This is a genomic window from Chryseobacterium sp. 27AL, from assembly GCF_057815395.1.
This window is the reverse complement of sequence record NZ_JBYRIW010000002.1, coordinates 161,023-187,363: the sequence shown is the minus strand read 5'-3', so window position 1 is coordinate 187,363 and position 26,341 is coordinate 161,023. Positions and strand designations below refer to the sequence as shown.

The 26,341-nt window shown below is 34.8% G+C and carries 17 protein-coding genes, 8 tRNA genes and 1 other RNA gene; 2 read left to right on the top strand and 24 right to left on the bottom strand.

The genetic code is table 11. The features are described from left to right. Positions 1–10: 10 nt before the first annotated feature. From rplK to rpsU, 23 genes are all read right to left on the bottom strand, one after another. Positions 11–457, bottom strand: coding sequence for a 50S ribosomal protein L11 (gene rplK, locus AC3WV0_RS06405; protein WP_089998305.1), 447 nt, complete (start codon positions 455–457; stop codon positions 11–13). 199 nt (positions 458–656) lie between these two features. Then, positions 657–1,748, bottom strand: a complete 1,092-nt coding sequence (locus AC3WV0_RS06400; RefSeq protein WP_488844976.1) for a hypothetical protein — start codon at positions 1,746–1,748, stop codon at positions 657–659. A 121-nt stretch (positions 1,749–1,869) separates the two neighbouring features. Further along, positions 1,870–2,412: a transcription termination/antitermination protein NusG gene (gene nusG, locus AC3WV0_RS06395; protein ID WP_002976412.1), complete on the bottom strand. Its 543-nt coding sequence runs from the start codon at positions 2,410–2,412 to the stop codon at positions 1,870–1,872. Positions 2,413–2,433: 21 nt separating this feature from the next. Continuing rightward, positions 2,434–2,640 carry a preprotein translocase subunit SecE gene (gene secE / locus AC3WV0_RS06390; protein ID WP_488844974.1) on the bottom strand — a complete coding sequence of 69 codons (207 nt, stop codon included), beginning with the start codon at positions 2,638–2,640 and terminating at the stop codon, positions 2,434–2,436. A gap of 12 nt (positions 2,641–2,652) precedes the next feature. Continuing rightward, positions 2,653–2,723 (bottom strand) — tRNA-Trp (locus tag AC3WV0_RS06385). A gap of 56 nt (positions 2,724–2,779) precedes the next feature. After that, complete coding sequence (gene tuf / locus AC3WV0_RS06380; RefSeq protein WP_002976407.1) at positions 2,780–3,967, bottom strand: elongation factor Tu; 1,188 nt, start codon at positions 3,965–3,967, stop codon at positions 2,780–2,782. A gap of 233 nt (positions 3,968–4,200) precedes the next feature. Continuing rightward, entirely contained in the window at positions 4,201–5,334 is a 1,134-nt protein-coding gene (locus tag AC3WV0_RS06375; protein ID WP_488844972.1) for an HTTM domain-containing protein, read from the bottom strand. An 11-nt stretch (positions 5,335–5,345) separates the two neighbouring features. Beyond that, on the bottom strand, positions 5,346–5,906 hold the full coding sequence (locus tag AC3WV0_RS06370; RefSeq protein WP_488844970.1) for a hypothetical protein: 561 nt from the start codon (positions 5,904–5,906) through the stop codon (positions 5,346–5,348). 192 nt (positions 5,907–6,098) lie between these two features. Further along, entirely contained in the window at positions 6,099–9,197 is a 3,099-nt protein-coding gene (locus tag AC3WV0_RS06365) for an efflux RND transporter permease subunit (RefSeq protein ID WP_488844968.1), read from the bottom strand. A 108-nt stretch (positions 9,198–9,305) separates the two neighbouring features. Further along, positions 9,306–10,391: an efflux RND transporter periplasmic adaptor subunit gene (locus tag AC3WV0_RS06360; RefSeq protein ID WP_488844966.1), complete on the bottom strand. Its 1,086-nt coding sequence runs from the start codon at positions 10,389–10,391 to the stop codon at positions 9,306–9,308. Positions 10,392–10,393: 2 nt separating this feature from the next. After that, on the bottom strand, positions 10,394–11,635 hold the full coding sequence (locus tag AC3WV0_RS06355; protein WP_488844964.1) for a TolC family protein: 1,242 nt from the start codon (positions 11,633–11,635) through the stop codon (positions 10,394–10,396). Between the two features lie 180 nt (positions 11,636–11,815). Further along, positions 11,816–13,180, bottom strand: coding sequence for an ATP-binding protein (locus tag AC3WV0_RS06350; RefSeq protein ID WP_488844962.1), 1,365 nt, complete (start codon positions 13,178–13,180; stop codon positions 11,816–11,818). A gap of 1 nt (position 13,181) precedes the next feature. Continuing rightward, complete coding sequence (locus tag AC3WV0_RS06345; RefSeq protein ID WP_488844961.1) at positions 13,182–13,862, bottom strand: response regulator transcription factor; 681 nt, start codon at positions 13,860–13,862, stop codon at positions 13,182–13,184. Between the two features lie 312 nt (positions 13,863–14,174). Further along, positions 14,175–14,246 (bottom strand) — tRNA-Thr (locus tag AC3WV0_RS06340). A 39-nt stretch (positions 14,247–14,285) separates the two neighbouring features. Next, a tRNA-Gly gene (locus AC3WV0_RS06335) sits at positions 14,286–14,358 on the bottom strand. Between the two features lie 85 nt (positions 14,359–14,443). Beyond that, a tRNA-Tyr gene (locus AC3WV0_RS06330) sits at positions 14,444–14,524 on the bottom strand. 16 nt (positions 14,525–14,540) lie between these two features. Next, positions 14,541–14,617: transfer RNA gene (locus AC3WV0_RS06325), tRNA-Thr, on the bottom strand. 96 nt (positions 14,618–14,713) lie between these two features. Beyond that, positions 14,714–14,786: transfer RNA gene (locus tag AC3WV0_RS06320), tRNA-Gly, on the bottom strand. Positions 14,787–14,872: 86 nt separating this feature from the next. Next, positions 14,873–14,953, bottom strand: a tRNA-Tyr gene (locus AC3WV0_RS06315). 16 nt (positions 14,954–14,969) lie between these two features. Next, positions 14,970–15,046, bottom strand: a tRNA-Thr gene (locus tag AC3WV0_RS06310). A gap of 108 nt (positions 15,047–15,154) precedes the next feature. Then, positions 15,155–15,445 carry an HPF/RaiA family ribosome-associated protein gene (locus AC3WV0_RS06305; RefSeq protein WP_089998312.1) on the bottom strand — a complete coding sequence of 97 codons (291 nt, stop codon included), beginning with the start codon at positions 15,443–15,445 and terminating at the stop codon, positions 15,155–15,157. Beyond that, positions 15,442–16,329 carry a phage lytic cycle repressor MrpR family protein gene (locus tag AC3WV0_RS06300; protein ID WP_488845360.1) on the bottom strand — a complete coding sequence of 296 codons (888 nt, stop codon included), beginning with the start codon at positions 16,327–16,329 and terminating at the stop codon, positions 15,442–15,444. Before AC3WV0_RS06300 ends, AC3WV0_RS06305 begins: the two co-directional genes overlap by 4 nt. A gap of 82 nt (positions 16,330–16,411) precedes the next feature. After that, entirely contained in the window at positions 16,412–16,609 is a 198-nt protein-coding gene (rpsU, locus tag AC3WV0_RS06295) for a 30S ribosomal protein S21 (protein WP_062697349.1), read from the bottom strand. A 319-nt stretch (positions 16,610–16,928) separates the two neighbouring features. On the opposite strand from rpsU, the gene AC3WV0_RS06290 reads away from it, so the two are divergent. Together AC3WV0_RS06290 and ssrA are read left to right on the top strand one after the other, a co-directional pair. After that, positions 16,929–20,063, top strand: a complete 3,135-nt coding sequence (locus AC3WV0_RS06290; RefSeq protein ID WP_488844958.1) for a T9SS type B sorting domain-containing protein — start codon at positions 16,929–16,931, stop codon at positions 20,061–20,063. Positions 20,064–20,139: 76 nt separating this feature from the next. After that, positions 20,140–20,541, top strand: a transfer-messenger RNA (tmRNA) gene (ssrA, locus tag AC3WV0_RS06285). 120 nt (positions 20,542–20,661) lie between these two features. Here the strand turns inward: ssrA and AC3WV0_RS06280 are convergent. Beyond that, positions 20,662–26,235: a TOTE conflict system archaeo-eukaryotic primase domain-containing protein gene (locus AC3WV0_RS06280; RefSeq protein WP_488844956.1), complete on the bottom strand. Its 5,574-nt coding sequence runs from the start codon at positions 26,233–26,235 to the stop codon at positions 20,662–20,664. Positions 26,236–26,341: the final 106 nt, after the last annotated feature.

The following is a 26,341-nucleotide window of genomic DNA, read 5'->3' as shown; positions in this document are numbered from 1 at the left end:
TCTTTAAGTTTTAAGCGTTAAAAGTTGGTTTAGTTCCTGTTACTCTTAATCCCATAGATCTTGCAGTACCTGCAACCATAGAAACAGCTGATTCCATTGTAAAGCAGTTAAGGTCACCCATTTTGTCTTCAGCGATTTTCTTAACCTGATCCCAAGATACAGAACCTACTTTGTTTCTGTTTGGTTCTCCGGAACCACCTTTGATCTTAGCCGCATCCATTAACTGGATTGCTGCAGGAGGAGTTTTAATTACGAATTCAAAAGATTTGTCTTCGTATACTGTAATTACTACAGGTAAAACTTGTCCCGGCTTATCTTGAGTTCTTCCGTTAAATTGCTTACAAAACTCCATGATGTTCACACCTGCAGAACCCAAAGCTGGACCTACTGGTGGAGAAGGGTTAGCTGCGCCACCTTTCACCTGAAGCTTTACCATTTTAAAGACTTTTTTAGCCATTGTTTGTTTTTTAAATTTGAATAATTAATGAGTTTGGAAGCATTATTATTCAGCAGGTTATCCATTCTCACATTAGATAAGCCTACTTTTCGGACTGCAAAATTATAAAATATTTTTGAAATAGCAAATTAATTATTTGATTTTTAAACAGATTAAAACAATTTAATACTAATGATTAATAACTTACACAAGAGAATCGTTATTGAAGGTGATTAAAAAATTTGGAAAAATAATAGTCCTGTACTTTCTGTAGGGAAAGCCCTCTCGCATCATACTGTATATGAATAAAAAAGAAGATAAAAAATATAATATTAAAAACAAAAAGATTCTTAATTAAAGGATTTTGATTAAATGTAACTCGCTCATTATTGTCATTGTCCGGCAATAGCATTACTACAATAATAAATAGAAGCATACTGTATATATGATCCCAACGATACCAGTCTATTCCTAAAATATACAATGGTGTTACCCAAATAAAACTTACAATAACAAACTTTAGCAAGCCGAAGAATTTGTTCCTGTAAAATAAATAAACATAATATAAAAACATCGAAACACCGGCAAGAAGCTCTAAAATGAATAAAGAGTAAGAAATTAATTCTTTCTTTATCAGCTCTGTGCCCTCTGAAAATTTAAACTGGAAAATATTGTTTCTTCCAAAAATCACACCCCTTTCCTTAATAAATTCTAAACTTTTACCACAGTTAACATCTTTTCCGAAGAAAAATAAAAGCATCATTATTACACTTGACAAAGCAAAAAACAACATCCAGAAAGAATACTTTTTCTCCCCTGTTTTAAGAGTATGTATGGCAATAAAAAACGGCAGAAAGAAATAAAACATTTCATGGATCAGTAATCCTACACAAAATAAAACTAAAAAGACCTTTTCTTTCAGAACAGTCATTTTACCTAATGAAAAATAGGCTGCGAGCGTGAAAAGAATAATTTCCCTTTTCCCTGAATAAGATAAATTGATTGGAAAATACATAAAACATAATGGAGAACATAACAATACTAAAATATTCCTATCTATTTTCTTTGCCAGCAATAGCCTATAATAAAGATAGAAAACAAGCGCATAAAAAATAAGCTGAACAATAAAAACTTGAATTGGTAACGATATACCAAACAGATCCTGCACCACAAAAAATACAGTTCCAGTGATTCCCCTTCTTTTAAAGCCACCGTCATCGTAATTCACTAACCAATCAGACATGGTCCATTCATGAACAGGTAGTGTTGCTTTTCCGTATAATTTTACAATGACGTATATGAAGAGTACCACTAAAAAAGAGCAGTACAATAAAAAACTATTATTTTTTTTCGCAGACAATATCACATTTCCTTACTTTAAATGAAAAAAGGTCACTTTTTCAAGCAACCTTTATCTATTTAGAACAAAATTTTTATACTTTTTCTACCTGCATGTAACTCAATTCCATCGGAGTTTTTCTACCGAAGATCAAAACAGATACTTCAATTTTCTTTTTATCTTCAAGAATCTTCTCTACTGTTCCGTTGAATCCGTTGAATGGTCCGTCAATTACTTTAACGTTTTCACCCACTACATAAGGGATTTCAACATCGCTTGCAAATTCTGATAACTCATCCATTCTTCCCAACATTCTGTTCACTTCAGACTTTCTCATTGGAACAGGATCTCCTCCTTTTGTCAAGCTTAAGAAAGAAATAACTCCAGGAATGTTCTTAATAACGTGAGGAATCTCTCCCATCAAATCAGCTTCGATCATCAGGTATCCAGGATAGTAAGGTCTTTCTTTAGGAACTTTTTTTCCGTTTCTAATCTGAATAACCTTTTCCATAGGAATAACTACCTGAGTAACGTACTGTTCAAACCCTAAACGTTTGATTTCCGTCTCAATGTAGTTTTTCACTTTATTTTCCTGACCGCTGATTGCTTTCAGCACATACCATTTCAATTCGCTCATTTTGGGAAAATACTTTTATTATTAATTGAACAAGTTGATAAGCATTCCGATGATGTTGCTGATTGCCTTAGAAAACAATTCATCAACTCCAAAAGTAAATAATGCCAAGATCACTGTAGCAATCGTCACTACAACTGTAGAAGATTGCAGATCAGACCATTTTGGCCATTCAACTTTATGTCTGAATTCGTTATAAGAACCTTTTAAAAAATCGATAAATGAACTCATAATTGTTATTTGCACGGGCACAAGGATTCGAACCCTGATCAACGGTTTTGGAGACCGGTATCCTACCATTGGACGATGCCCGTAGTTAAAAAAGCTCCGTAAAGAAGTTCCTTACGGAAGCTTTTATATTTTAAGATGATTAATCTAAGATTTCAGTAACCTGACCAGCACCTACTGTTCTACCACCTTCTCTGATCGCGAATCTAAGACCCTCGTTAAGAGCGATTGGTTGTAACAATTCTACAGTGATTGTTAAGTTATCACCAGGCATTACCATTTCTACACCTTCTGGTAAGAAGATCTCACCTGTAACGTCAGTAGTTCTTACGTAGAACTGAGGACGGTATTTGTTGTGGAATGGAGTGTGACGTCCACCTTCTTCTTTAGAAAGGATATAAACCTCAGCTTTGAATTTTTTGTGTGGTTTAACAGAATCTTTCTTAGCGATTACCATACCTCTCTTGATGTCAGTTTTTTCAATACCTCTCAACAATAGACCTACGTTATCACCAGCTTCACCTCTGTCTAGGATTTTTCTGAACATCTCAACCCCTGTAATTGTAGAAGTTAATTTTTCATCACCCATACCAACGATATCAACTGGATCACCAGTATTGATAACACCAGATTCGATTCTACCAGTTGCTACAGTACCTCTACCTGTAATAGAGAATACGTCTTCGATTGGCATCAAGAATGGCTTATCCTGATCTCTTACTGGCTGCTCGATCCAAGTATCAACTGCATCCATTAATTCTTCTACAGTTTTAACCCACTTCTCATCTCCGTTAAGAGCACCAAGAGCAGATCCCTGGATTACTGGAGAGTTATCTCCATCATATTCGTAAGTAGATAATAAATCTCTAAGTTCTAATTCAACAAGCTCTAAAAGCTCAGCATCATCCACCATATCCACTTTGTTCATGAAAACAACGATTCTTGGTACGTTTACCTGACGGCAAAGTAGGATGTGCTCTCTAGTTTGAGGCATTGGTCCATCAGTTGCAGCACATACTAAGATTGCTCCATCCATCTGAGCAGCACCAGTAACCATGTTTTTTACATAGTCAGCGTGACCAGGACAGTCAACGTGAGCATAGTGTCTGTTTTCAGTTTCGTATTCGATGTGAGCAGTATTAATAGTGATACCTCTTTCTTTTTCTTCTGGAGCAGAGTCAATAGCAGAGAAGTCTTTTTTCTCAGCAAGACCTTTGTTTGCCAATACACTACTGATTGCAGCAGTAAGAGTAGTTTTACCATGGTCAACGTGACCAATAGTACCAATGTTCAAGTGTGGTTTGTTACGATTAAACGTTTCCTTTGCCATGATTTAAAATTATTTATTTATTGTTTTTCAAATTTTCGGTGTGCAAATATAATGAATTTTTAAATACCAAAACCTTTTTCTTGAAAAAAGTTTCAATATTCAAATCCAATGAAGTACAAACCTTATATTTCAATGTATTAAGATTGCAAATTTACACATTTTTCCTAATTGAAAAAACTTTCTGAAACCTTTTATCGAAAAGTCTGAAAGCCAGTATGTAAAACTAAATTTATTTATCCGCCGCAGTCGCTTTCCTGTTTTATTTGCTGTTTTCCATCCAATTTCCTCCATGATCTGATAAGTAAATAAACTGCCAATAGCAAATATCCTCCCATAATAATCAACGGAACAGAATATTTTCCAAAAGCAAAAGAGATATAGCTTAAAAATGTATTTATCACAAAATCTATAGTACTGATATTGAAGAAACTCAATAACAACAAATACAGAACAACCAGTATTATTGCTATAACTTTGTATTTCTGATCAAAAATCATTGACAATATCGTTTTTATCTTATGTCTGAAAGCTGCGGGAAGTAAATGAGCAGGAATAAAAAGAGTATACAAACCTATGGAGAAACTAAATGATATATTCAGCATCAATAAGACATTAATATGAAAAACAATAACTATTATAAGCATACTCCTGAAAAATTTCGGATAAAGGAAAGAAACAATAAAAACGGTTTCAAAAATAACTGTAAAATAGTCGAGAATTTCCCAGAACAGCTTGGAGCTGATGCTATCATAAAAATCGGAAAGAAGATCGTTCCATCCTATAATATAGCGGTATTTATTGAAAAATATCTGGGTATATTGGGTATCCATACTAAGCCAGCCTCCCAAAATTTTAGCAAACCCTGCAGTAAATATTCCAAAGCTAAAGATCAGGCTCATCAAAAATATCGGCCACGATTTAGCCAATCCATCGGTTTCCCGTTCTGGTTCCGGAAAGAAACTGTACACTCTGTTCCAAGGTGAAAATGCCATTATGAGAAGAGGCAGAGTATAAATAAAATCATGGTTTATTTTTCCAAAAGAATAAGCATAATTGTTTGTCACAATATATAAAACCATATAAATTATTGCAAATATTCTCGGCCTATAGCCTATCAGGATCAACAGTAAGCACATATGCATTATAAACCGGCATGCCACAAAAAAAAATTCGGAAGGAACAAAATCTGTAAACAAAAGCATACTTACTGGCGGATGCATGGCGCTGCCAGGAATAGAATAAATCCAGCTGTTGTCTGAGATCCCGATCCATAAAAGGAACAATGAGAAAAATATCCTGTAAAATGCCAGAAACTCATAACTGGGATGGTAACTGGTGAAAGGTAGTTCTTTTAATTTATTCATCATTTTTTGTGAGTTTAAAATCGAAAATCCAATACGGTATCCCGAACAGCAGTTCCACCCATTTTCTTTGTGGTGATATCAAAGTTTACGGTTTCGTTGATTACTTGTATTGCGGCCACCTCCTTATCATGAAATCTTTCTTCCATTCTTTTCAAAATAAATTCTTTACTTTCCTCCAGATCAACTTTTTTAATATTTCTGTTCAGGATAGATTTTTTGAGAAGATAAAGTCTTTTTTTATAGGGAGGCAGGGCATTGATCTGGTTACTTAGCACCGGATATTCTTTAGGAAAAAGTAAATTCTGGATAAGGGTAATCTGTATCGTTCTCGGTATTTTATTTCCCAGATAGTCATTTTTAACTAAAATACTATCTGATCCGTCTGTAAAAAAAACACGGGAGGTTGTTTTGGTAAATTTGATATACTTTCCATCCGTTACGGGACAGGAAGCAAATCCCGGAAAATTAAATGAAGGATAAGTTTCTTCAATATTAATCTTAAATATAAATTGTAACGGTAATAATACGATTAAGAAACCGAATATGAAGAGAACTCTTTTTTTGTAACGTTTCATATTTGTGCTTTTTTTTAACATTTTCTTGCAAAATAGATGATGACTTCAGACCTATGATTAAGGAAACACTATTCTACAGAGAACGGGAATTATTTTTTCTGCAGATATCATTTTTCAATTATTTTATTTAAACTACAAATAAAAGTTAAAAAACTTCACCTGCACAGCAAGGTGAAGCATTAATTATTAAGATCAGATCTCACGGAGCGCTTTTGTCCTGTTGAAAATCCAGAAAATAATCGGAAATATCAATAATGTCAGGACCGTGGCGGTAATTAATCCCCCGATAATTACGATTGCCAGCGGCTTTTGTGATTCCGAGCCGATGCCTGTAGATAAAGCAGCCGGCATTAATCCGATGGAAGCCATTAGTGCGGTCATAATTACAGGTCGTGTTCTTGATTTTACCCCATTTAATATGGCATTATCGAGACTTAATCCTTTCCTGACGTTCTGGTGAAATTCCGTAATCAGGATTACCCCGTTCTGAATACAGATTCCCAAAAGGGCAATCATTCCTACGCCTGCGGAAATTCCAAAATTAATTCCTGTTACATGGAGCGCAATAATTCCTCCGATCAATGCAAAAGGCACATTGGCCAGCACCAACAGAGAATCTTTCATATTGCCGAAAAGAACGAATAAAAGGAAGAAGATGCCCAGAATACTGATCGGTACCACTTGTGCCAGCCTTTTTGAAGCCCGTTGCTGATTTTCAAACTGACCGGTCCACCCTACTGTATAACCATCCGGAAGTTCTATTTTAGAAACCGCTTTCTGAGCATCGGCAATCGTACTTCCCAAATCCCTGTCACGAATGGAGAATTTTATACCAATATACCTTTTAATATCATCTCTGTAAATAAACGCTGCCCCGTTATCCTTTTCGATCGTGCTGATCTCTTTTAGAGGAATCTTTGTACCGTCCTGGGTAGGAACCATCAATGCAGCAATATCATTTTCATCTTTTCTGTACTCCTGTGAATAGCGGAGACGAATCGGGAATTTTCTTTCTCCGTCAAACATTTCCGAAGCGGTTTTACCCCCGAAAGCCATTTCAAGAACAGACTGCGCATCATCGGGCATTACGCCGTAGGCCGCCATTTTATCCCTGTCGAGTACCACGCTTACTTCCGGCTGTCCGATATTCTTTATGATTCCGGCATCTTTAACGCCTTTAATATCTTTAATTTGCTTTAGCACTTTTTCGGCCAGATTATCCAGGGTCTGAAGATTATCTCCATAAATTTTTATCCCATTCTCTGCTTTGAAACCCGCTACCGCTTCAGCTACGTTATCAGATATCGGTTGAGAATAATTGAAGGTAATTCCCTGATAATTTCTCAGTTTTTTATCAATTTCTTCAATGAGTTCTTCGTAGGTAATTTTGCGTTTCCAATCTTCCTTGGGCTTCAGATTGACGGCAAACTGCACAAATCCAAAGCCGTTCGGGTCGGTTCCGTCGTTACTTCTTCCCGTCTGAGCCAGAACATCCGTCACTTCGGGAAAACTCATGATATCTTTTTTAAGAAGATCTGCTGTTTTTAAAGATTCTTTCAATGATGAACTCATCGGCATTTCTGCTGTGATCCATAATGAGCCTTCATTTAACTGAGGTAAAAATTCCGTTCCTAAGAATTTTCCTGAGAATAAGGTTACTGTCAGAAAAGAAACCGCTACAATTAAACTCATTTTTTTATGTTTAAAAGTATAATTAAAACCTTTCAATACGGTTCTGTCCCAGAAATTGACAAACGGGTTATTCTTTTCCTTTACATTTTTGTTTAACAGAATATGTGAAAGTACAGGAACCAGCGTCAGAGTAAAGATCAAGGCTCCCATAAGGGCAAAACCCAATGTAAATGCCAGTGGTGAAAACATTTTTCCTTCTACTTTCTGGAAGGAGAAAATTGGAATTAAGGAAGTGATGATAATTAATTTTGAAAAGAAAATTGCTTTTCCAAGACCTGTTCCGGTTTGTTTGATCCAGCCGGCTTTGGCCATTTTATTGAATTTTTCTTCTCCGTATTTATGAGCTTTATGATCGAGCATTACAAAGAGTCCTTCCACCATGACGACCGCTCCGTCAATGATAATCCCGAAATCTACCGCTCCCAGTGATAATAAATTGGCACTCATTCCTGCCATTTTCAGACATAAGAATGCAAATAATAAAGATAATGGAATGATGATAGAGACAATTAAAGTCGTACGCCAGTCGGCCATAAATATCAAAACGATTACCGTCACGAGAACAATTCCTTCGATAAGGTTATGCATTACGGTATGTGTGGTGAAATCCATTAAGTTGTCACGGTCGTAGAACGTCACCATCTTAACATCTTTCGGTAAGATTTTTTCGTTAAGCTCTTTAATTTTAGCTTTTACGCCTACTAAAACTTCACGGGGATTTTCGCCCTTTCTCATGACAACAATTCCCTCTACCGTATCTTCCTGGTTGTTCAACCCGGCCTGTCCTACCCTTGGCATTGAGCTTTCATGAACATCCGCTACATTTTTAACCAAAACAGGGTTTCCACTGTCATTCTGTATCGTAATATTCCCGATGTCGGCAACTGATTTTACCAAACCGATTCCACGGACAACATATGCCTGACCATTCTTTTCGATAACGTCTCCACCGACATTCAGATTGCTTTTGGTAACGGCATCATAGACCTGCAGCGGTGTCAAATTATATTTATCCAAAGCTCTCGGATCAATGCTTAATTCAAACACTTTATCCTGACCTCCGAATACATTGATATCAGCAACTCCCGGAACGCCCCGCAAAGCACGGTCAATCACCCAATTTTGTAATGTCAATAATTCACGGGAATCTTTTGTTTTACTCTGTAAAGTATATCTGAAAATCTCTCCGGTCGGTCCGTAAGGTGGCTGCACCTCGGGATCCACTTCATCGGGAAGGCTTACGGTTCTTAATTGGTTATTCACTTGATTTCTGGCGAAAGTATCGTCTACCCCATCATCAAAAAGAATTTTAACAATAGAAAGACCGAACATGGTAGTACTTCTTACGCTGGTTTTCTTTTGCACCGGGCTCATTGCCAATTCAATAGGTGTAGTAACAAAACGTTCAACCTCTTCTGCACTCCGCCCATTCCATTGGGTAATGATGACAATCTGGGTATTGGTAACATCCGGAAAAGCTTCAATCGGCATATTCTTGAAACTGATGAATCCCGCAACTGCCAGTACGGCAACCCAGATAAAAGTAAATGCTTTATTTTTTAATGAAAAAGCAATTATATTTTTAATGAATTTATTCATGATAGATTTTTTGATGACCTAAAAAAGTCGTTGAATTTCTTAGATGCTATTCTTAATTAACCTTAACTTCTTAACTCTTCATTTTTAATCCTTAATGGTTCAAAAGAATCAATTGTTCAGGGAACGGTAAATCAGCAATTGATTATTGGTAACCACCTGCTCTCCTTCTGACAGACCTTCGGAAATATAGGTAATATCGCCAACCTGTTTGAGTACTTTTATTTCACGAATCTTTACATCGGTTCTCGATTTATAAACAATCACAAAACTTCTGTTGTCATCAAAAATAACCGCTTTGGAAGGTACTGTAAGCGCTGTGGTATTTTCTGAGCTGGTAACTTTGATCGTTGCTTTGCTTTCAGGTATTAATAATCCGCTTTGATTGTCGAGTACTACCCTGGCCTGCATAGCATTGGTTTCAGGATCGATGATCTTGAAGATTTTATCAATTTTTCCATCAAAAACTTTATCAGGATAAGATAAGGTAGAAACCTGGGCTTTCATTCCGAGACTGATTTTATCGATATCAGATTCATTGACATTCATGATTGCCCAGACATTGGTCGTGTTGGCCACATCAAAAATATTATCGCTTCTGTCAGTTCTCAGCTGCATATCTTTATTGATATTCTTCTGAACAATATATCCGCTGATCGGAGCTATAACACTGTAGATATTTCCTTTCTTTACATTATAAACCGTACTTACCGCATTTGCTCTCTGCAGCTGGTCCAGGGCTTTCTGCAGCTCACTTTTTGCTTCAAGAACGTCTCTTTCGGTATTCAGTTTTCCTTCATACATTTCTTTTGCAACACGAAGATTATTTTGTGCCACGACCAGATCTGTTTTGGCATCGCTCACATCTTTCTGAACTTCCGCCAGCTCTGTACTTCTGATTGTCGCCAGCACCTGCCCTTTTCTTACGTAATCTCCCAATTCAACATTTACACTTAAAACATTTCCTCCTACCAGCGGATATACATCGATATAACTGTTTTTGTCTGCAGAAATCTTTCCGTAAAAATTGTAATCATCTTCTATATACTTTTTTTCAACCTTTGCCAGAGAGATGGAATGCAGCATGGTATTACTCAGCTCAAAACCTTTTTTTGCCTGTGGTTGCTCTGAGTTTTCCTTTTTTGAGCAAGACAGGAACGACAACGCGATGATTACAGGAATAATATATGTTTTCATGTTTAATAGAAGATTTTTGTTTGTACAAGTTGATTTAATTGTTCTGCAGATTGTATGATCCCATTTTTCATATCATAGATCTGAAGCGCTGTTTCTCTGTAGCTGTCCATGAAATCTACGAATTCAATAAGGCTCACATTTCCTTTTCTGAAATTGCTCAGCATCCCATTGTAGACCAGTTCCATATTATTAAGATCGTCGGATTTAATTTGGGAAAGCTGATCATATTGAGTTTTCCATGCTTTGTATGCCGACTGCACTTTAGTTTCAAGATTGAGCTTCTGGAAAACTGCATTTCTCTGATTTTGCTGAATGGCAAAATTTGCCTTTTCAACATTTCCTTTATTTGACTTCCATAGCGGTAGTGGAATTCCGACCATCAGGTTGACTTCATTTTTAAAAGTTCCTCCATTCTGGTCCCATCCGGCTCCAAGATTCAGATCGGGAACATTTAAAGATTTTTGCCACTGCGCATAGAGCTTACTATTATCAATTAATTTCAGATTATACTGATAATCGGCATTGTTTTCGAGAGCCTTTTTCTGCAGCTCTGTTTCATCCCCGAAAGGTTGGGCTGCCAGTATATTTTTCGCCTCCGAGTCCGAAAGTTTAGGTTCAATATCTTCAGTAACTCCTGTTAAAACCTTAAGATTCTGTTCAAATTCAAGGATATTTTTATTAATTCCTATTTTATCGTTATTTAGCTGGATAACAACACTCTGAAGCCTTACCTCATCTTTCAGGGATACATTTCCTTTGGCAGACTGCACCTTATAAGCCGCCAAAAGATCACTCATATATCCCAACTGCCTGTTGGTATTTTCAAGCTTGAGCTGTTCGTAATAAAGATTGTAATAGGTCGTACGAAGCTGGGCACGGAGATCTACGAGTAACTGAGAGAACTGAAGCTGGGCAAGTTCTTTATTTGATTTTGCGAAGGCAATTTCATTTTTCTTTTTCCCGCCCATATAGATAAGCTGGGTAATCTGTGCTCCTTTTGCATGCCCTACATCAAAAACTTTATGATCTTGTGGGTTGTACGCATTGATTTGTCCGCTAAGCTGAGGCAGTTCCCAGATTTTAGACTGTAAAATATCAGCATCAGCCATATTGATATTGTACTGTTCGGCGAGCAGTTGTAAATTGTTTTTCTGGAAAGCCTCTTCGCAGTCAGAAAGCGACATTTGCTGTTGTGCCGCCATTATTGAGGAAACGACAATCAGCAGCCCTGCGATTTTGTTCATAACTAATATTTATGCTACAAAATTGTCATTCTGTCATTAAAATGCTCTTAAAGAATACTTAAAAAAAAATTAAATTTAGTCTTTCCCATTAACCGAGAAATTTTTTCTAGCGTATTTTTCTAAGTCAGAACTAATATGTATTGAGGAAGATTTTACAAAAGAAATTCATTCAGTAATCTTTCATTTATTAAAAATTACACTGAATTTATTCAACAAATCACCAGGAGAAGCATAGGTAATATTTGCACCGTGATATTCCAGGATTCTTTTCACAATACGAAGCCCAAGGCCGGAGCCTGAAATATTCTGAGAATTATTGCCCCGCATGAAAGCTTCAAAAAGTTTCGGCTGCTCTTCTTTTGGAATTGTATTTCCATGAGAGATGACATCAACAATAAGTTCGCGCTCCGTTTCTGTGATCAGCACATCCACTTCTATATCATCAGAATAAACGGCGGCATTTTTAAACAAATTAATAAAAACAATATCGAGTAAAGACTGTACGCCATTGATAGTCAACAGAGCATTTTCAGAAGTTTTCTCAGAAATAAGGAAATCCATTTTCAGTTTGGGATAGCTTTTTTCCACCGCTTCAAAAGATTCGAAAATAACCTCATCGATTCGCACTTCTTCGTAGATGCTCTGAATATTTTCTTTATCGAATTTAGTTAAAAGTAAAAGGGAATTGGTAAGATCCGACAGCTGATATACATCTCTCTGAATTTGTTGTAAAGAGTTTAACGTCTCGGGAGAATGCTGCCCCAGCTTGATCAGGTTCTCGAGCTGAAACGCCATTCTGGTAATCGGGGTACGGATTTCGTGGGAGGCACTCGCCGTAAAATCTTTTTGTGACTGAAATACATCATCCAACCGCTTGATCATCGTGTTGAAAGATCTTGCCAGAACATTGATCTCGTCATTAGACTCTCGTACCGGAACCTCTGTAGTAAGCTTATGTGCGGTAACCTCCGAAATTTCTTTGTTAAGATCCTCCAGCGGCTTCAAGAATTGTCCCATAAAATAATAACTGAAAAAGCCGATCAGCAGTGTACTCATCACATACGCTGTAATTAAAAGATATTTCAGGTAGGCAAGTTTGGAATTTCCATTGGTATCGTAAGCACTGGTGAGAATGTAATAATTTTCTCCGTTAATATTTTTAAGAGCGGCATAGATTTCAGGAACCGTCTTTTCGGAGTAAATCACTTTCTTTTCGTCCAGTTCCTTCAGCAATGCATTATCCCAGGTGACATTCCTGTCTTTGATGGTACTATAGATTAATTCTTTATTCCCGTTAAAAATTAAAATGGTTTCATTTAAAAGAATATTATCGGAATTCTCATTAAAAAATACCGGCGCTTCTTCTTCAAAATCTTTAGACTTTGCAATAAAATGAGTGGTAAATTCAAGTCTCTGCCTGAATCTTTCTTTAAATTCATCTTTTCTGAAATCATTAAAGGACATGTAAATCACCGCCATCACAATACCAAAAAGCAATGAAAAGGCAATACTGAGATTGAGGGCAATTTTTCTCTTTAAAGACATATTACAGCGGGCTTAAGTAATATCCGAAACCGGAGCGTGTATGAATAAGTTTAACTTTAAAATCCTTATCTATTTTCTTTCTTAAAAAGTTGATATAAACTTCTACCGTATTGGTATTGGTATTAAAATTATGCTCCCAGACGTGCTCGGTGATCTGTTGCTTGGAAACCGTTCTGCCCTGTGCTTCTGCCAGATAAACCAGCAGCTGAAATTCCTTTAAAGTAAGAGCTATTTCATTTCCCGCACGGAAAACTTTCTGCTCAGTTTTATTGATAATAAGATCATCAGTCCTGATAATATCCTGATCACTGCTTTCGGAAGGAGATTTTCTTCTCAGTAGAGAGTTCATTCTCAACAGCAATTCTTCAAACTGAAAAGGTTTTACCAGATAATCATCCGCCAGTCTTGTAAACGCATCTTTTTTATCAGACAGGTCTCCATAGGCTGAGATGATTATGATCGGAGTATTTTTATCGAAAGAGCGGATGGTCTGGCAGACATCAAGACCGTTGATCTTCGGAACATTGATATCAAGAAGATACAGATCGTACGAACTGTTTTTTATCTGGCGCAGAAAGGTTTCACCGTCATAGATTTTATCACAGGTAAAGTTGTTTGATTCTAAAAACTTACAAAGTTCCGCGGAAAGAATAAGATCATCTTCCAATAAAAGGATATTCATCAAAAATTATTTTATACGAATGTAAAGAAAATTTTTATGACCGTAAAGGAATTCAAATTCGAGGGAAGTATTTTAATTGAATTTTAAGGTTAAAATATTTTAACGCTAAAGACGCAATGAGATGTTTATATTTTGCTGAATGCTTTTGTTCGCAAAGGTACTTCGTTCAGCAAATGACAACATCAATTATTGTTGAATGATACTTTTGAGCCCGAAATTAGGTATTAGTAAGGGAGAATATTTATTTCGCAGGTAGCGAAAAAGAATTTTTTAAACATAAAAAAATCCCGAAAGAATCGGGATTAGAATTTGAGCCAACTACGGGACTTGAACCCGTGACCTCTTCCTTACCAAGGAAGCACTCTACCGCTGAGCTAAGTCGGCTTAAACCAAAAAATCACACTAAAAGCGTGATTTTTTTTGAGCGGAAGACGGGGGTCGAACCCGCGACATTCAGCTTGGAAGGCTGACGCTCTACCAACTGAGCTACTTCCGCAATTTTGTTTCCAAAACTATTGGTAACGCTGTGCAAACTTAAGGAAATTCCTTTATTCATGCAACTTTTTTTCTAATATAAAATGTGGGGAGAGCAGGATTCGAACCTACGAAGCCGAAGCAACTGAGTTACAGTCAGTCCCATTTAGCCACTCTGGAATCTCCCCAGATATTTTATATTAATGGAGCCTCCAGAGGGATTCGAACCCACGACCCCGAGATTACAAATCACGTGCTCTGGCCAACTGAGCTATGGAGGCATTTTTAACAAATGGACTGAAGGCTGTGAGAAACTCTACTCTACATCATTTCAGTAGTTAAAAAAAAATCACCCTGCAATAAGTGTGATATTTCTGAGCGGAAGACGGGGGTCGAACCCGCGACATTCAGCTTGGAAGGCTGACGCTCTACCAACTGAGCTACTTCCGCAATTTTGTTTCCAAAACTATTGGTAACGCTGTGCAAACTTAAGGAAATTCCTTTATTCATGCAACTTTTTTTTCTAATATAAAATGTGGGGAGAGCAGGATTCGAACCTACGAAGCCGAAGCAACTGAGTTACAGTCAGTCCCATTTAGCCACTCTGGAATCTCCCCAGATATTTTATATTAATGGAGCCTCCAGAGGGATTCGAACCCACGACCCCGAGATTACAAATCACGTGCTCTGGCCAACTGAGCTATGGAGGCATTAATAAAAAAGAATTCAAAAGATCACTGTTCCTTTTTGCGAGTGCAAATATAGAACGGATTTTTTGAATTCTCAAATTTTTCAATATTTTTTTTTAACTTTTTTTATTATGCTAATTCTTTTTTCTTGATTAGTAGCTTTTTAGCAGTATCAACGCATAAGTCTAAGCTTTCTTCAAAAGTTGTAGTTGTCTTTTTTACCACGATATCGTCTCCTGGAACCGCTAAAATAATCTCGGCCGTTTTGTTTGCCTTGTCCGAGTTATTTTCCACTTTTAAAAATACTTTGCAGTCCTGGATTTTATCATAAAAAGTATCCAGTTTGCTTACTTTTTTCTCGATGTGTGATTCTAGTGGTTCGTGTGGAGTTAAACCAATTGATTGTACTGTGATCTTCATAATTCGTCATTTTTTGAAGCTCTTGGATGAGCCTGATTAAACACTTTTTTCAATTGTTCGATATTGGCATTCGTATAGACCTGAGTACTCACAAGGCTGGAATGTCCCAATATTTTTTTTACTTTAGATATCTCTGCCCCATTATCCAAAACGTGCGTTGCAAAGCTGTGACGAAGGATGTGAGGGCTTCTTTTTTCCTTTGTTGTTATAAGACTAAGGTACTTATTAACCACCACATAAACAAATTTTTCGGTGAGTTTTTTACCTTTCTTATTGACAAAGAAGTATGATTTATATTCTGTTTGTGGAGTCCGTATTTTTACGTAATTTTTCAACAAATCAGACAAATCTCCGGATATAGGAATCAGTCTTTCTTTATTTCCTTTTCCTGTTATTTTTATTTCCTGTCCGGTAAGGTTTACATTTTCAAAAGTCATACCACAAAGCTCAGCTTTACGCATTCCTGTCTGATAAAGAACCTCCAGAATGCATTTTTCCAGAACATCGTGAACCTTGTTAAATAGCTGATCATTGAGGTTTTGCATTTCCTGTTCGGACATCGGAATCTGTTTTTCGGCGTAGAATTTTAATGAAGAAATATTTTCGGCGGGAGAGACTTCAATTTCGCCAATTTTTAAAAGAAAAAGGTAAAAACTTCGCAATGAGGAAAGTTTCCGGTTAATACTTCTTTTGGAAATATTATTTTCACTCAGTTCAACAATGAAATTGCGGATGATCTTCCTGTCTGCTTTTATAAAATCTTCAGAAGCTTCTGTTTTAAGATAGAAAAGACGGAAATCTTCAAGATCTTTCTTGTAGCTTGTGATTGTATGAGGGGAATACCTCTTTTCGAGCTCTAAATATTCTAAGAATTTATCCAACATCATTAAAAGTATAAAAACAAAAATTCACTCTTCAAATATAACTATTTAAAGAGTGAATTCGTATGCGAATTAAGAAAATTTCTTAAGCCTGCTCTTCTTTGCTAAGATTTCTCTGCTTGTGAGCAGCTTTCAATCTAGCTTGTCTTAACGTTACAGAAGGCTTGATAAACTGTTGTCTAGCTCTTAACTGACGAACTGTTCCTGTTTTATCAAATTTTCTTTTATATTTTTTTAATGCTCTGTCGATGGATTCACCATCTTTAACTGGAATTATTAACATATTTTACATCTCATTTTGGATTGCAAAAGTACTAATTTTTTATAAATCTGCAAATTTTTTAATTGAATTGTTTGATAATCATTCTTCTTTTAATACACCATACGAATAGAAAATATTCAAAATAAGACCGATATTCAACTCATATTACAATTATTTAATTGAATTTTATAACAAAATTTTAGTTAAATTTGGCAAAAAATTAATATTCATAAAATGAATCCATATTCATTACAACGTATTTCAGTCAAGACTTAGCTTTTGTTTATTCCTTACCTTATTTTATCCTTTTATATTCACCTTTAAAACTTGTAACCAGGGTATGATCAAAAGATTACTGCTTGCTTTACTATCCATCTTTTATATTTCACTTTCCGCTCAGGAAGACTGTATTTCAGCAATTACGGTTTGCGGAAATTCAAATATCAATTACACCCCTTCAGGAGTTGGAAATGAGTATGAAAATCTCGGCGGATGTTTATCTTCCGGAGAACACCATTCCGTTTGGTATAAATTTACCATTGCCACCAGCGGAACCCTTACTTTCAACCTTACTCCTACCGGACCTGTTGATTACGACTGGGCGATTTATGGCCCGAATACCTCATGCGGTAATCTCGGATTCCCAATACGATGTAATGCATCCGGAAATCTTTCAAGTACGGGAATGAATATGATCAACACGAATACAAGTTCTGCAGGAGGCCCTACAACACCGTATTGTAAATATATGGATGTTGTAGCCGGAGAAACCTATTATTTATATATAGACAATTGGTCTACTACCGTTTATACATTTAATCTAACCTGGGGTGGAACAGCTACTTTTGTATCCCCTTTCAGTTCCGCGAATGCTCCCAATCCTTTTATTGCACCAGGCGTACCGGACCCCACTCCGAATTCGCCAAGGGTTATATCAATTTGTGACAATAATACTCCTTTTGATTTCACAACATTATCTTCAGGAATCATCAATGGAAATCCTAACTTTACAGTAAGCTATTTCAATGATGCCAATGATGCTACAACAGGGAGCAACCCGATTATAGCACCCACCATAATAATACCAGGCTCGATTTATTATTATAATATCAATTACAATAACCCGACTAATCCGTCGAGCAGTCTGAATTCCTGCAAACAGACCGGTTCTTTTATTTTTGAAGTCGGCAATTTAACAGCTTCCATTACCGCTTCATCCATGACTTTATGCCCGGGAGGAAATATTACATTAACTTCTAGCAACACAACAGGAAATATCTGGTCAACAGGCTCCACAAGCCCTTCCATTGTAATTACCACACCCGGAACCTACACGCTGGTAACGACAAATGGCAATTGTACAAGTCCGCCGGCATCTATAACCATTACAGCCGCTTCCGATCCGAACGTACAGATTACAGGCAATCTTGTACTGTGTGATACTTCTACACAACTTATTGCCACGTCTACCGGAACAGGAAATCTCTATACCTGGTCTAATGGCGCTACCGGTAACAGCATTTCCGTGACAGCTCCCGGAACCTACACGGTGACCGTTACAACACCCGCCAATTGTACCTATCAAAAATCGGTTACAGTTACTCAGGGCGTTGTTCCCGTTGTTCAGAATGCAAGTTTAAGTATTTGTTCCGATACGCCTACTGCTACTTTTAATTTAACCTCAACACAAAACAATATAAGCACTACCTCCGGAGTAACTTTTGATTATTATCTTAATCAGGCCGATGCGGTGGCAGGAAATACCAACACGATTGCCAATCCGACAGCACATGTTTCCGGAAATGCAACGGTGTATGTCCGGGTAAAATCCAGCACCTGTTCGAAAGTGGCTAACCTGCAATTGATCGTCAATCAAAAACCAGTGGCAGCAATTACTGCTTCTTCCACGGTTATCTGTAACAACGGAAATATTACGCTAACTTCTAATTACGTTACCGGAAATACCTGGTCGACAGGTGAAACTACGCAAAGTATCACGGTAAATGCTCCCGGAGTTTATACGTTGACCAACAATAACGGATTGTGTACAAGTGATGCAGCTTCCGTTACCATCAGCAGCAGCCCGAATCCGAATGTGCAGATTACAGGAAACCTAACCTTTTGCGAAGGAGCTTCAACCGTGTTAACAGCTTCTGCAACCGGAACCGGAAATACCTTTTCCTGGTCCAACGGTACAACCGGAACCACCAACACGGTAACAGCATCCGGAACTTATACCGTTACGGTAACCACTCCTTTAGGATGTCAATACCAAAGCTCTGCAACGGTGACAATGGATCCTGCGATTACGGTGAACATTGCCACACCATCTGAAATCAACTGTACCAATACACAGGTCACCCTTAATGCATCCGGTTCAACCTTTCCGCCGGGTTCAACGTTCCTGTGGACAGCAGCCGGCGGTGGAACAATTGTTTCAGGGGCGAATACATTAACCCCGGCAGTGAATAATGCAGGAACTTACACCCTGAAAATTACCAGTCCGCTAGGTTGTACCAAGCAATCTTCAGTAACGGTTGTAAAAAATATTACCCCACCAACAATTACGTTAAACGCTTCATCCATTAATGTCTGTAAAGGAGATTCTGTTGTGCTTACCGCATCAGGAGCCGCAAGTTATACCTGGACAGGACTTTCAGGCAATGGAAACACACAAACCGTTTCCCCGACTTCCACCACTACTTATACGGTAACAGGAATCGGAAGCAACGGCTGTCCTGCCCAGGCAACTACTTCCATTACGATTAATGTTGTTCCTGCGATTTCAGCGTCTTTGCCGAATGTGGAGATATGCCAGGGAGACAATGCCATACTGGATGCCGGCGCCGGACAGAATTATTCTTACAGCTGGAGTACCGGAGCCACTACCCAAACCATAAGCACCGCAATTCCCGGAACGTACACGGTGACCATCAACAACGGGTCTTGTTCTAAACTGCTTACTGCCGTGGTTTCTTATATTAAAACTCCTGAAATTACAGGAATTACTTATGAAAACGGCTTCTTAACCATCAACGTTAAAAATCCCACAGGTGACCCACTGGAATATTCTATTGACGGCGGCGTAACGTGGCAGTCGTACAATATTTTCAAAAATGTTTTGAGAAATACGCAGTATTCTATCAGGGTAAAAAAGAGAGGTGTTTTGTGTGACACCCATACGGAATATTATACGTTCCTGATGAAAAACACCATCACCCCAAACAGCGACGGGATCAATGACAATATCGACTTCAGCGTTATCAGCAAGTTTGGAGATTTCAAAGGAAGTATTTTTGATAAATACGGTAAAGTTGTGTTCGAGGTAAGTTCTAAAAACCCGGTTTGGAATGGAAAATATGTCGGAATGCCATTACCAACTGACACGTATTGGTACAGCTTATCCTGGACCGACCAGATTACGAAACAGCCTGTACAATTATCCGGCTGGATCTTATTAAAGAACAGAGAGTAACAGCTCTTCTCCAAAAAGATTAGCGTATATTAACCATATTTGAATAAAAAGCCTTATTTTTGCATACTTTATTCATGGGGTTGACTGGTTTCGACAGCAAGACCAATGGGTAAGTAAGCATGCAGAGAACCGTAGCGCGATCTCTATAATCCCTTGCTACACAATTTTAACTGGCAACGAAGAGTTCGCTCTTGCAGCTTAATATCGAAGTATAGTAGATCAAGCGTTTTCCCGAAGATGTTAGTAGGGAAGCAAGATATCCCACAAATGCTCTGTTCTGCGGCGTTTGATTCTGGGATATAGGAATGCGGAAATAAGGCTTTAGATGCTTCGGCTAAAGCTCGAAAACCTCAGAAGATAAGCTGAATGTTGGGTGCCTGCTCTCTGCGTTCAGTCGAAAATCAATAGCAGAATAAGCATGTAGAAAGCTTATGTATTGCTTGTTTGGACGAGGGTTCGAATCCCTCCAACTCCACTGAAAACCGCTTTAAATTATACTTAAAGCGGTTTTTTATTTTTTTTGTACTAAAACCGTACTAAATGTCTATTTTATTATTTAATGTCCAAAAGTTAATTCTATTATATCTCATATCTTCAATTAATTTTTTTTCCAGTTCGGAATATAATCTAATAAAGGTTTTCCTTTTTTGGGACGTAAAGTAAATAGTTTAATATGTTTTGCTGGTAAGGAGTTTATTCTTAATATGATATTATTTCTTTCAAGATCTTTTAAACTATCTTTATATTTTTTATCCTTAAGAAACAATTTTAATAATAATTCGGTATCATTTATTAAAACTTCAAATAATTTTCTTTCGTCAACATGATACTTCAATTTCCCATAAAGATATTCTTCCTCGGATAAAAAATTACCATACTTGGAAAAAGAAACATTTAAATTTATATTAGCTAAAAAATCCTTTATAGTCTCTTCATATTGTATTGTACTAATTGCAGAAAGAAATATTATTTCTTTACATTTAATTATATTACTATAGAAATTTTTACAAGCATCTAAATTAGCAAATGAAAAATACTTTTCTTCTTTAGGAGAATTCTGTCCTTCCTCTCCTCTACTATTAAAGTAATCATTTAATGCATCATTATTTTCATAATCTGTCTTAAAATAATAACTAAGAGCTTTTTTTGTTTGAGAGCCAGTAAGTGAAATATCAGTGATAAAAACTATTTTTTCAGGAATCTCATTCTTACATAATTTATCAAAATTAAATGGCCAATTAAATTGCCTGCTTTCAAAGCCACATTTATTTAACAGTCTTTTAAGGCCATTTTCATCATCCGAAGGATTTTTAATAGGAACAATAATTGTATTTTTATCTTCTGCAAACGCTACTAAAGTTTCACGAAAATAATTAATATGCTCTTCAGAAATATAATTATGCCGAAATAACACCTCTAAAATTGTTATATGTAAATATCTTATATTTAATTGATTTTCATCCATATATTTTTTCAAGTAACTTCCATCCAAACTCTCGTCATTGAACAATGATAACCAATGAACAATCCTGTTCAAAAATTCAGAATGATCTTTTAAATGACATGAAAACATCTTTTTTAGTTCTTGAAAATTTGTATATCCTTCAACAGTCGAAAATATTTCATCTAAATTTTCATTCTTAGGAAATAAGCTAGCATATGAATCCAAATCATCTTGACCAATATTATTTTCAATATAAATACTATCATAAATCTTTTTTCTTCTAATGATTCTCTCATAACACTTCGCTATTTCATTTTGAAGTACATAAATATACAATTCATCGTCTTTTAAATATAAATATTGACTCTCTCCTCTAATTCTTATGATATTGGCAAGTTCATCCCAATCTTCATCTTGAAAAATTTGATGATCGTGATTATATAAATATATTTTTTTAAATTCTTTACTTACATTATTCAGATAGATTTTATAATTACTTTCTCCCGTAATAGGATGAGGATCGTCTTCTATTCTAATGTTCATTTTTTTCAATAATGAAATTTCGACAGAGATTTCTTTTAGAGAATTTAAAAATAATTTTGGTAAATAAGCTTCTTTTAGAATTTCAGAAAAATTTATCTTATTTATCGGAGATTGCTCCATAAACAGATCTAAGGAGTTTATAATTGTTTGATATAACTCTAAAAGATTATCATTCTTAATTTCTAATTTTTCATTGATTGAGAATAATATATCTAAATGTGCGCTTTCTTCCTTATAACAATCAAAATGAACTTTTAAATAATTTATTATATCTGTGATTCCGTTATTTATTATCGTACACATTTCGAATACCGTATTACTCCAAACTGATTGATATTGAAAAATTGTTAAATCATCAGTTAATATGTTATCAACAAAATTTTGAATAAATTTAATTTTCGAAACCTCATTCATTTCAAGTATAGCAGATGTAGGATAGAATCTAGTATCTAATTCGCTTAATGTAAAATTATATTTTGAATTATTTTCCACTAAACTAATTGTATCTAATCTAGATAATACTTCCTCAATAGCCTGCCAATAAATAGTAACATTTAAGTCGGATATAACTCCTTTAGAGTCCGCTATTTGTTTATATTCAGAATAAAATGGAACAATTGGTAAATTTGACAAACTTTCGTAAGGCTTATAAAAGAATGGAAATGTTTTATATGTTGAATTAAAATCCATATGCACATCTATTACAGACCTTAAATTTTTAATAAATACACAAAAGTTAGGGGCAGCCAGAGCCTTACTTAGATTTTCAGTTGAAACTGTATATTCAATTTCTTTTGTTTCTTTAAAAGAAGAATTAATATTTAAATAGTCATACTTTTCAATATTTATATTTTCGTAAACTTTTTTCACGAAAATTCTCTCGCTATTTTTTAATACAATCAATCCATTTAAAGCTATGTTTTTCAAGCTAATATCATTACTATCTGGATACAATAATGCAGTCATGTCCTTTATCCAGTCATAAAATAATGACTCATCCGCATCAATTTCGGCTAATACATCTTTTTTAAAATGAGTATAATGATTAATCTGATCTTTTTTGAAAAGCATCATGATAAGCAGGTTTCTATATTGCTCCAAAAACTCATTCAGACAAGAATATTCTCCTATTTTTGAGCCTTTTTTATTTGAAAGTATAAGTGAATAACTATTATTAGAAAAGTCTTCGTATTGTAAATCTGATACTTTATCTACCCATAAAAATTGATGCTTTTTATCTTGATATTCTCCTTGTTCAACTGAAATCTCCAACAACAATTTCCATGATACAATCAGATTGTTAATATCTTCAGATTTCTCAAATAAAGTTAAAAAAGATATAATTTGATAATACGCTTTTAAAGCTTCTTCATTTTTAAGAAAATCATGATTGCTTTTTTTCCATTCAGAAAATCTTAAAAATAAGTAGCTTGCAAAAACATTTAAAAAGTCAATAGTTTGAGCCTGTGTTAGTATTATCTTATTTACTTCAGTTAATAAAATAATATCATTAAATGATTCCAATTTTTTTTCCATCAAATCCCAATGGGATTTATCTAATTTGAGACGGGGTTGTGCTAAAGCGGAAAACATAATTTTTTCAGAATAATTTAGTTTTATGGTATTATTAGTTTTTAAGGATAGAACAGCAATCAATAATTTATCAGCATCATTTAAATCTTTTCTATCATATACATTCTCTATCAAAACTCTAATATACTCCTCATGTGAAGATAAGTCATCTTGATATAGTAAGATTGTATTTAAAAAATGGCTTAGAGATAGACCTTTTAATTTATTTGCATTTTCTGATAGTGACCAAAATTCTTTCGGGAAATTAGAAATTAGATTATTATAAAATAAGAAATATAAAGCTCCTCTACCATTATCCGTAAATGGTATCTTCTTCGCTAGTTTCTTTTTTATGCTATTTAAACGTCTATCATTATCAAATTGGCTATAAAAAAATCTGAGATTATCTTTCAATCCAAATTTGACATCATCTGTTAAAATTTCAAGCTTAGAGATAGCTTCTTGAATTTCTGTTTGGGATAGGACATTTTTATTCTTGTTCGCATTATTTATATCATATTTTATATCATCCTTAAATTTCTGATATTCTCCAGAATCTGCATAACTGCGAACATTTACTATTTTAGTTTTGCTATCATTATATTGTAATCCATTTATTGATAGCCACTCATGTATATTTTGAAAAAGTTTAGTGGCTCTGTCCTCATTTTCTACAAAAATGAAAATATCATCAACAAAACGATAATAAAATTCTCTTCTTTGATCTAATATAAATGTATCTTCAACTAAGGTATCCAAACTACCTAAATATAATTCGGCTAAATACCTTGCAAATACAGGACCTTGAGGCAATCCAACTTTTGAATTTTCAGTTGTTTTAACTGAAAGATCAATTAGATAACTTATTATATTTCTATATTTAAAAATATCTTCTTTAGGCAACTCTTTTAATTTATTTTTAATAGATAGAGGTGCTTCTTCAAACAATTTTATTTTTAATCTTTGAAGATCAATTTTATCATAGAAACTCTTTATATCTAACTTTATTAAATAATAATTTGAATATTCAAAATTAAACAAGATACTTTCTATTTTTCTAGTATATTTTGCCCAATTAATAAACCAATTAGTGAAAATATTATTTTTATAAAAGCTACTAGAAAATTCATATCCATAAGAATTACCCGAAATTTCACTATAATATAAGGTGTTTAAAACAAAAGTAAAATATATTGAAATTATATTATTTAGTGGATCTATATTAAATAATTTACGGATTTTGGAATTTTCTTTTCTTTCAAACTCATATTTATCAGTTGCAACAATGTAAGTTCCTTTATATATTTCTTCAATATTTTTCCTTACAATTTCAAAATCGATTGTATTAATTGTTTCCAATTGAGGAAACAAAGGCACTTCATCATTTTTTAATGAATATTGATATAATGACTTTCTAATTTTATCAAAAAGATTAAAATCAATATTTTCAATTCGATAATCAGAGATTTTTTCTAATGAAACACCTGCAATTAATTCAACTGGGGATACCATTTTGCATTGAAAGCAGGAAGAGCATCTACCTAAGCTTTTACAGGTTATAGGTTTTAGATATTTAAGCGTTTCAATCTTTTTTAGAGTAATTTCTTTATTAAAATCCCTAACTCTAGAGAAAATTTCTAGCAGTAATTCTTGACCAAAATTAATATTTTCTTTAGTCCGTAATTGCCCTAGTAAGCCAACTAAAATACTTCTCTCTTTATTATTTAAACCTTTTTCAAAATCATTAAAAATCAATTTTAAATGCTCACACTGACTTAAAGAACTTATTATGTCTTCTAAAGACAAATTGTTTGCAACATTAGAAGTTTTTCTTACTCTATAGTATGAGTTTCTTGGCAAATTATCTGACTTTGTAAAATCACTTAAAACCGATTCAATAATTTTAATTGATGCGGGCTGAGCTTGAGATAATATCTCGAATTGTTTCTGTAAAAATTTTTCATTTGGAATACTTAACCAATTATCAGCATCAAAATCAAACTCTTCATTTATATTTACAAAAAAAGACAATTTATTACTACCTTTATTTTGAGAAAGAGGGAGTTTTATTCCTGAACCTACACCTTTTGAATATTTATTAACAAAAGGAACTTTTGGAAATTTATCTACAGCTATATCATTAGCAAATTTATCTTTAACATTAAAATAAATGTAATTTATTAAATTATAGCCGTCACTTTTAGTAACAAGTCTTTCAAAAAAAATCCAAATGTGAAATCCTCTTCTACCCGAAAATTCAACCAAATGAGGTATATTCTTCTCATTTAAAAATTCTACAACTATTTCCGCCGCAGTCTTGACATCTTTTAAATTATTTGGATTAATTTTATTTTCGTCTATCTCCTTTTTAGAAATATCCAAATCAATACAAATCCATTTTATAAATGCAGTATCAACTATATGCAACTCCTGATATGTTAATAAACTTTTTTGGTTTCTTAACATATCTTCAATTGTTACTGGTGTTATACGTTCTTTAATTAATTTATAACTACCATTCTCTTGTTGTCTTCCATATTTCAGATCATCTACATAAAATATACTGAATAACTTGTCCGATAGAATCCTATATAGATTATCATTATTATCCATTTTTTAAAATTTGCTATTATTATTCAAAGATAGGACTTGCGAAGATAGTGTTGTCATTATAAATAACTTTTAAATTAATCTTTCATAAATTAATATATATAATTTA

Bases quoted from the DNA above. Each gene is read 5' to 3' on its own strand.
- secE (WP_488844974.1), bottom strand. From the start codon at position 2,640: ATGAGTTCATTTATCGATTTTTTAAAAGGTTCTTATAACGAATTCAGA.
- AC3WV0_RS06290 (WP_488844958.1), top strand. From the start codon at position 16,929: ATGATCAAAAGATTACTGCTTGCTTTACTATCCATCTTTTATATTTCA.
- AC3WV0_RS06365 (WP_488844968.1), bottom strand. From the start codon at position 9,197: ATGAATAAATTCATTAAAAATATAATTGCTTTTTCATTAAAAAATAAA.
- AC3WV0_RS06350 (WP_488844962.1), bottom strand. From the start codon at position 13,180: ATGTCTTTAAAGAGAAAAATTGCCCTCAATCTCAGTATTGCCTTTTCA.
- tuf (WP_002976407.1), bottom strand. From the start codon at position 3,967: ATGGCAAAGGAAACGTTTAATCGTAACAAACCACACTTGAACATTGGT.
- nusG (WP_002976412.1), bottom strand. From the start codon at position 2,412: ATGAGCGAATTGAAATGGTATGTGCTGAAAGCAATCAGCGGTCAGGAA.
- AC3WV0_RS06345 (WP_488844961.1), bottom strand. From the start codon at position 13,862: ATGAATATCCTTTTATTGGAAGATGATCTTATTCTTTCCGCGGAACTT.
- AC3WV0_RS06305 (WP_089998312.1), bottom strand. From the start codon at position 15,445: ATGAAGATCACAGTACAATCAATTGGTTTAACTCCACACGAACCACTA.
- AC3WV0_RS06370 (WP_488844970.1), bottom strand. From the start codon at position 5,906: ATGAAACGTTACAAAAAAAGAGTTCTCTTCATATTCGGTTTCTTAATC.
- rpsU (WP_062697349.1), bottom strand. From the start codon at position 16,609: ATGTTAATAATTCCAGTTAAAGATGGTGAATCCATCGACAGAGCATTA.
- AC3WV0_RS06355 (WP_488844964.1), bottom strand. From the start codon at position 11,635: ATGAACAAAATCGCAGGGCTGCTGATTGTCGTTTCCTCAATAATGGCG.
- rplK (WP_089998305.1), bottom strand. From the start codon at position 457: ATGGCTAAAAAAGTCTTTAAAATGGTAAAGCTTCAGGTGAAAGGTGGC.
- AC3WV0_RS06300 (WP_488845360.1), bottom strand. From the start codon at position 16,329: ATGTTGGATAAATTCTTAGAATATTTAGAGCTCGAAAAGAGGTATTCC.
- AC3WV0_RS06360 (WP_488844966.1), bottom strand. From the start codon at position 10,391: ATGAAAACATATATTATTCCTGTAATCATCGCGTTGTCGTTCCTGTCT.
- AC3WV0_RS06280 (WP_488844956.1), bottom strand. From the start codon at position 26,235: ATGGATAATAATGATAATCTATATAGGATTCTATCGGACAAGTTATTC.
- AC3WV0_RS06375 (WP_488844972.1), bottom strand. From the start codon at position 5,334: ATGATGAATAAATTAAAAGAACTACCTTTCACCAGTTACCATCCCAGT.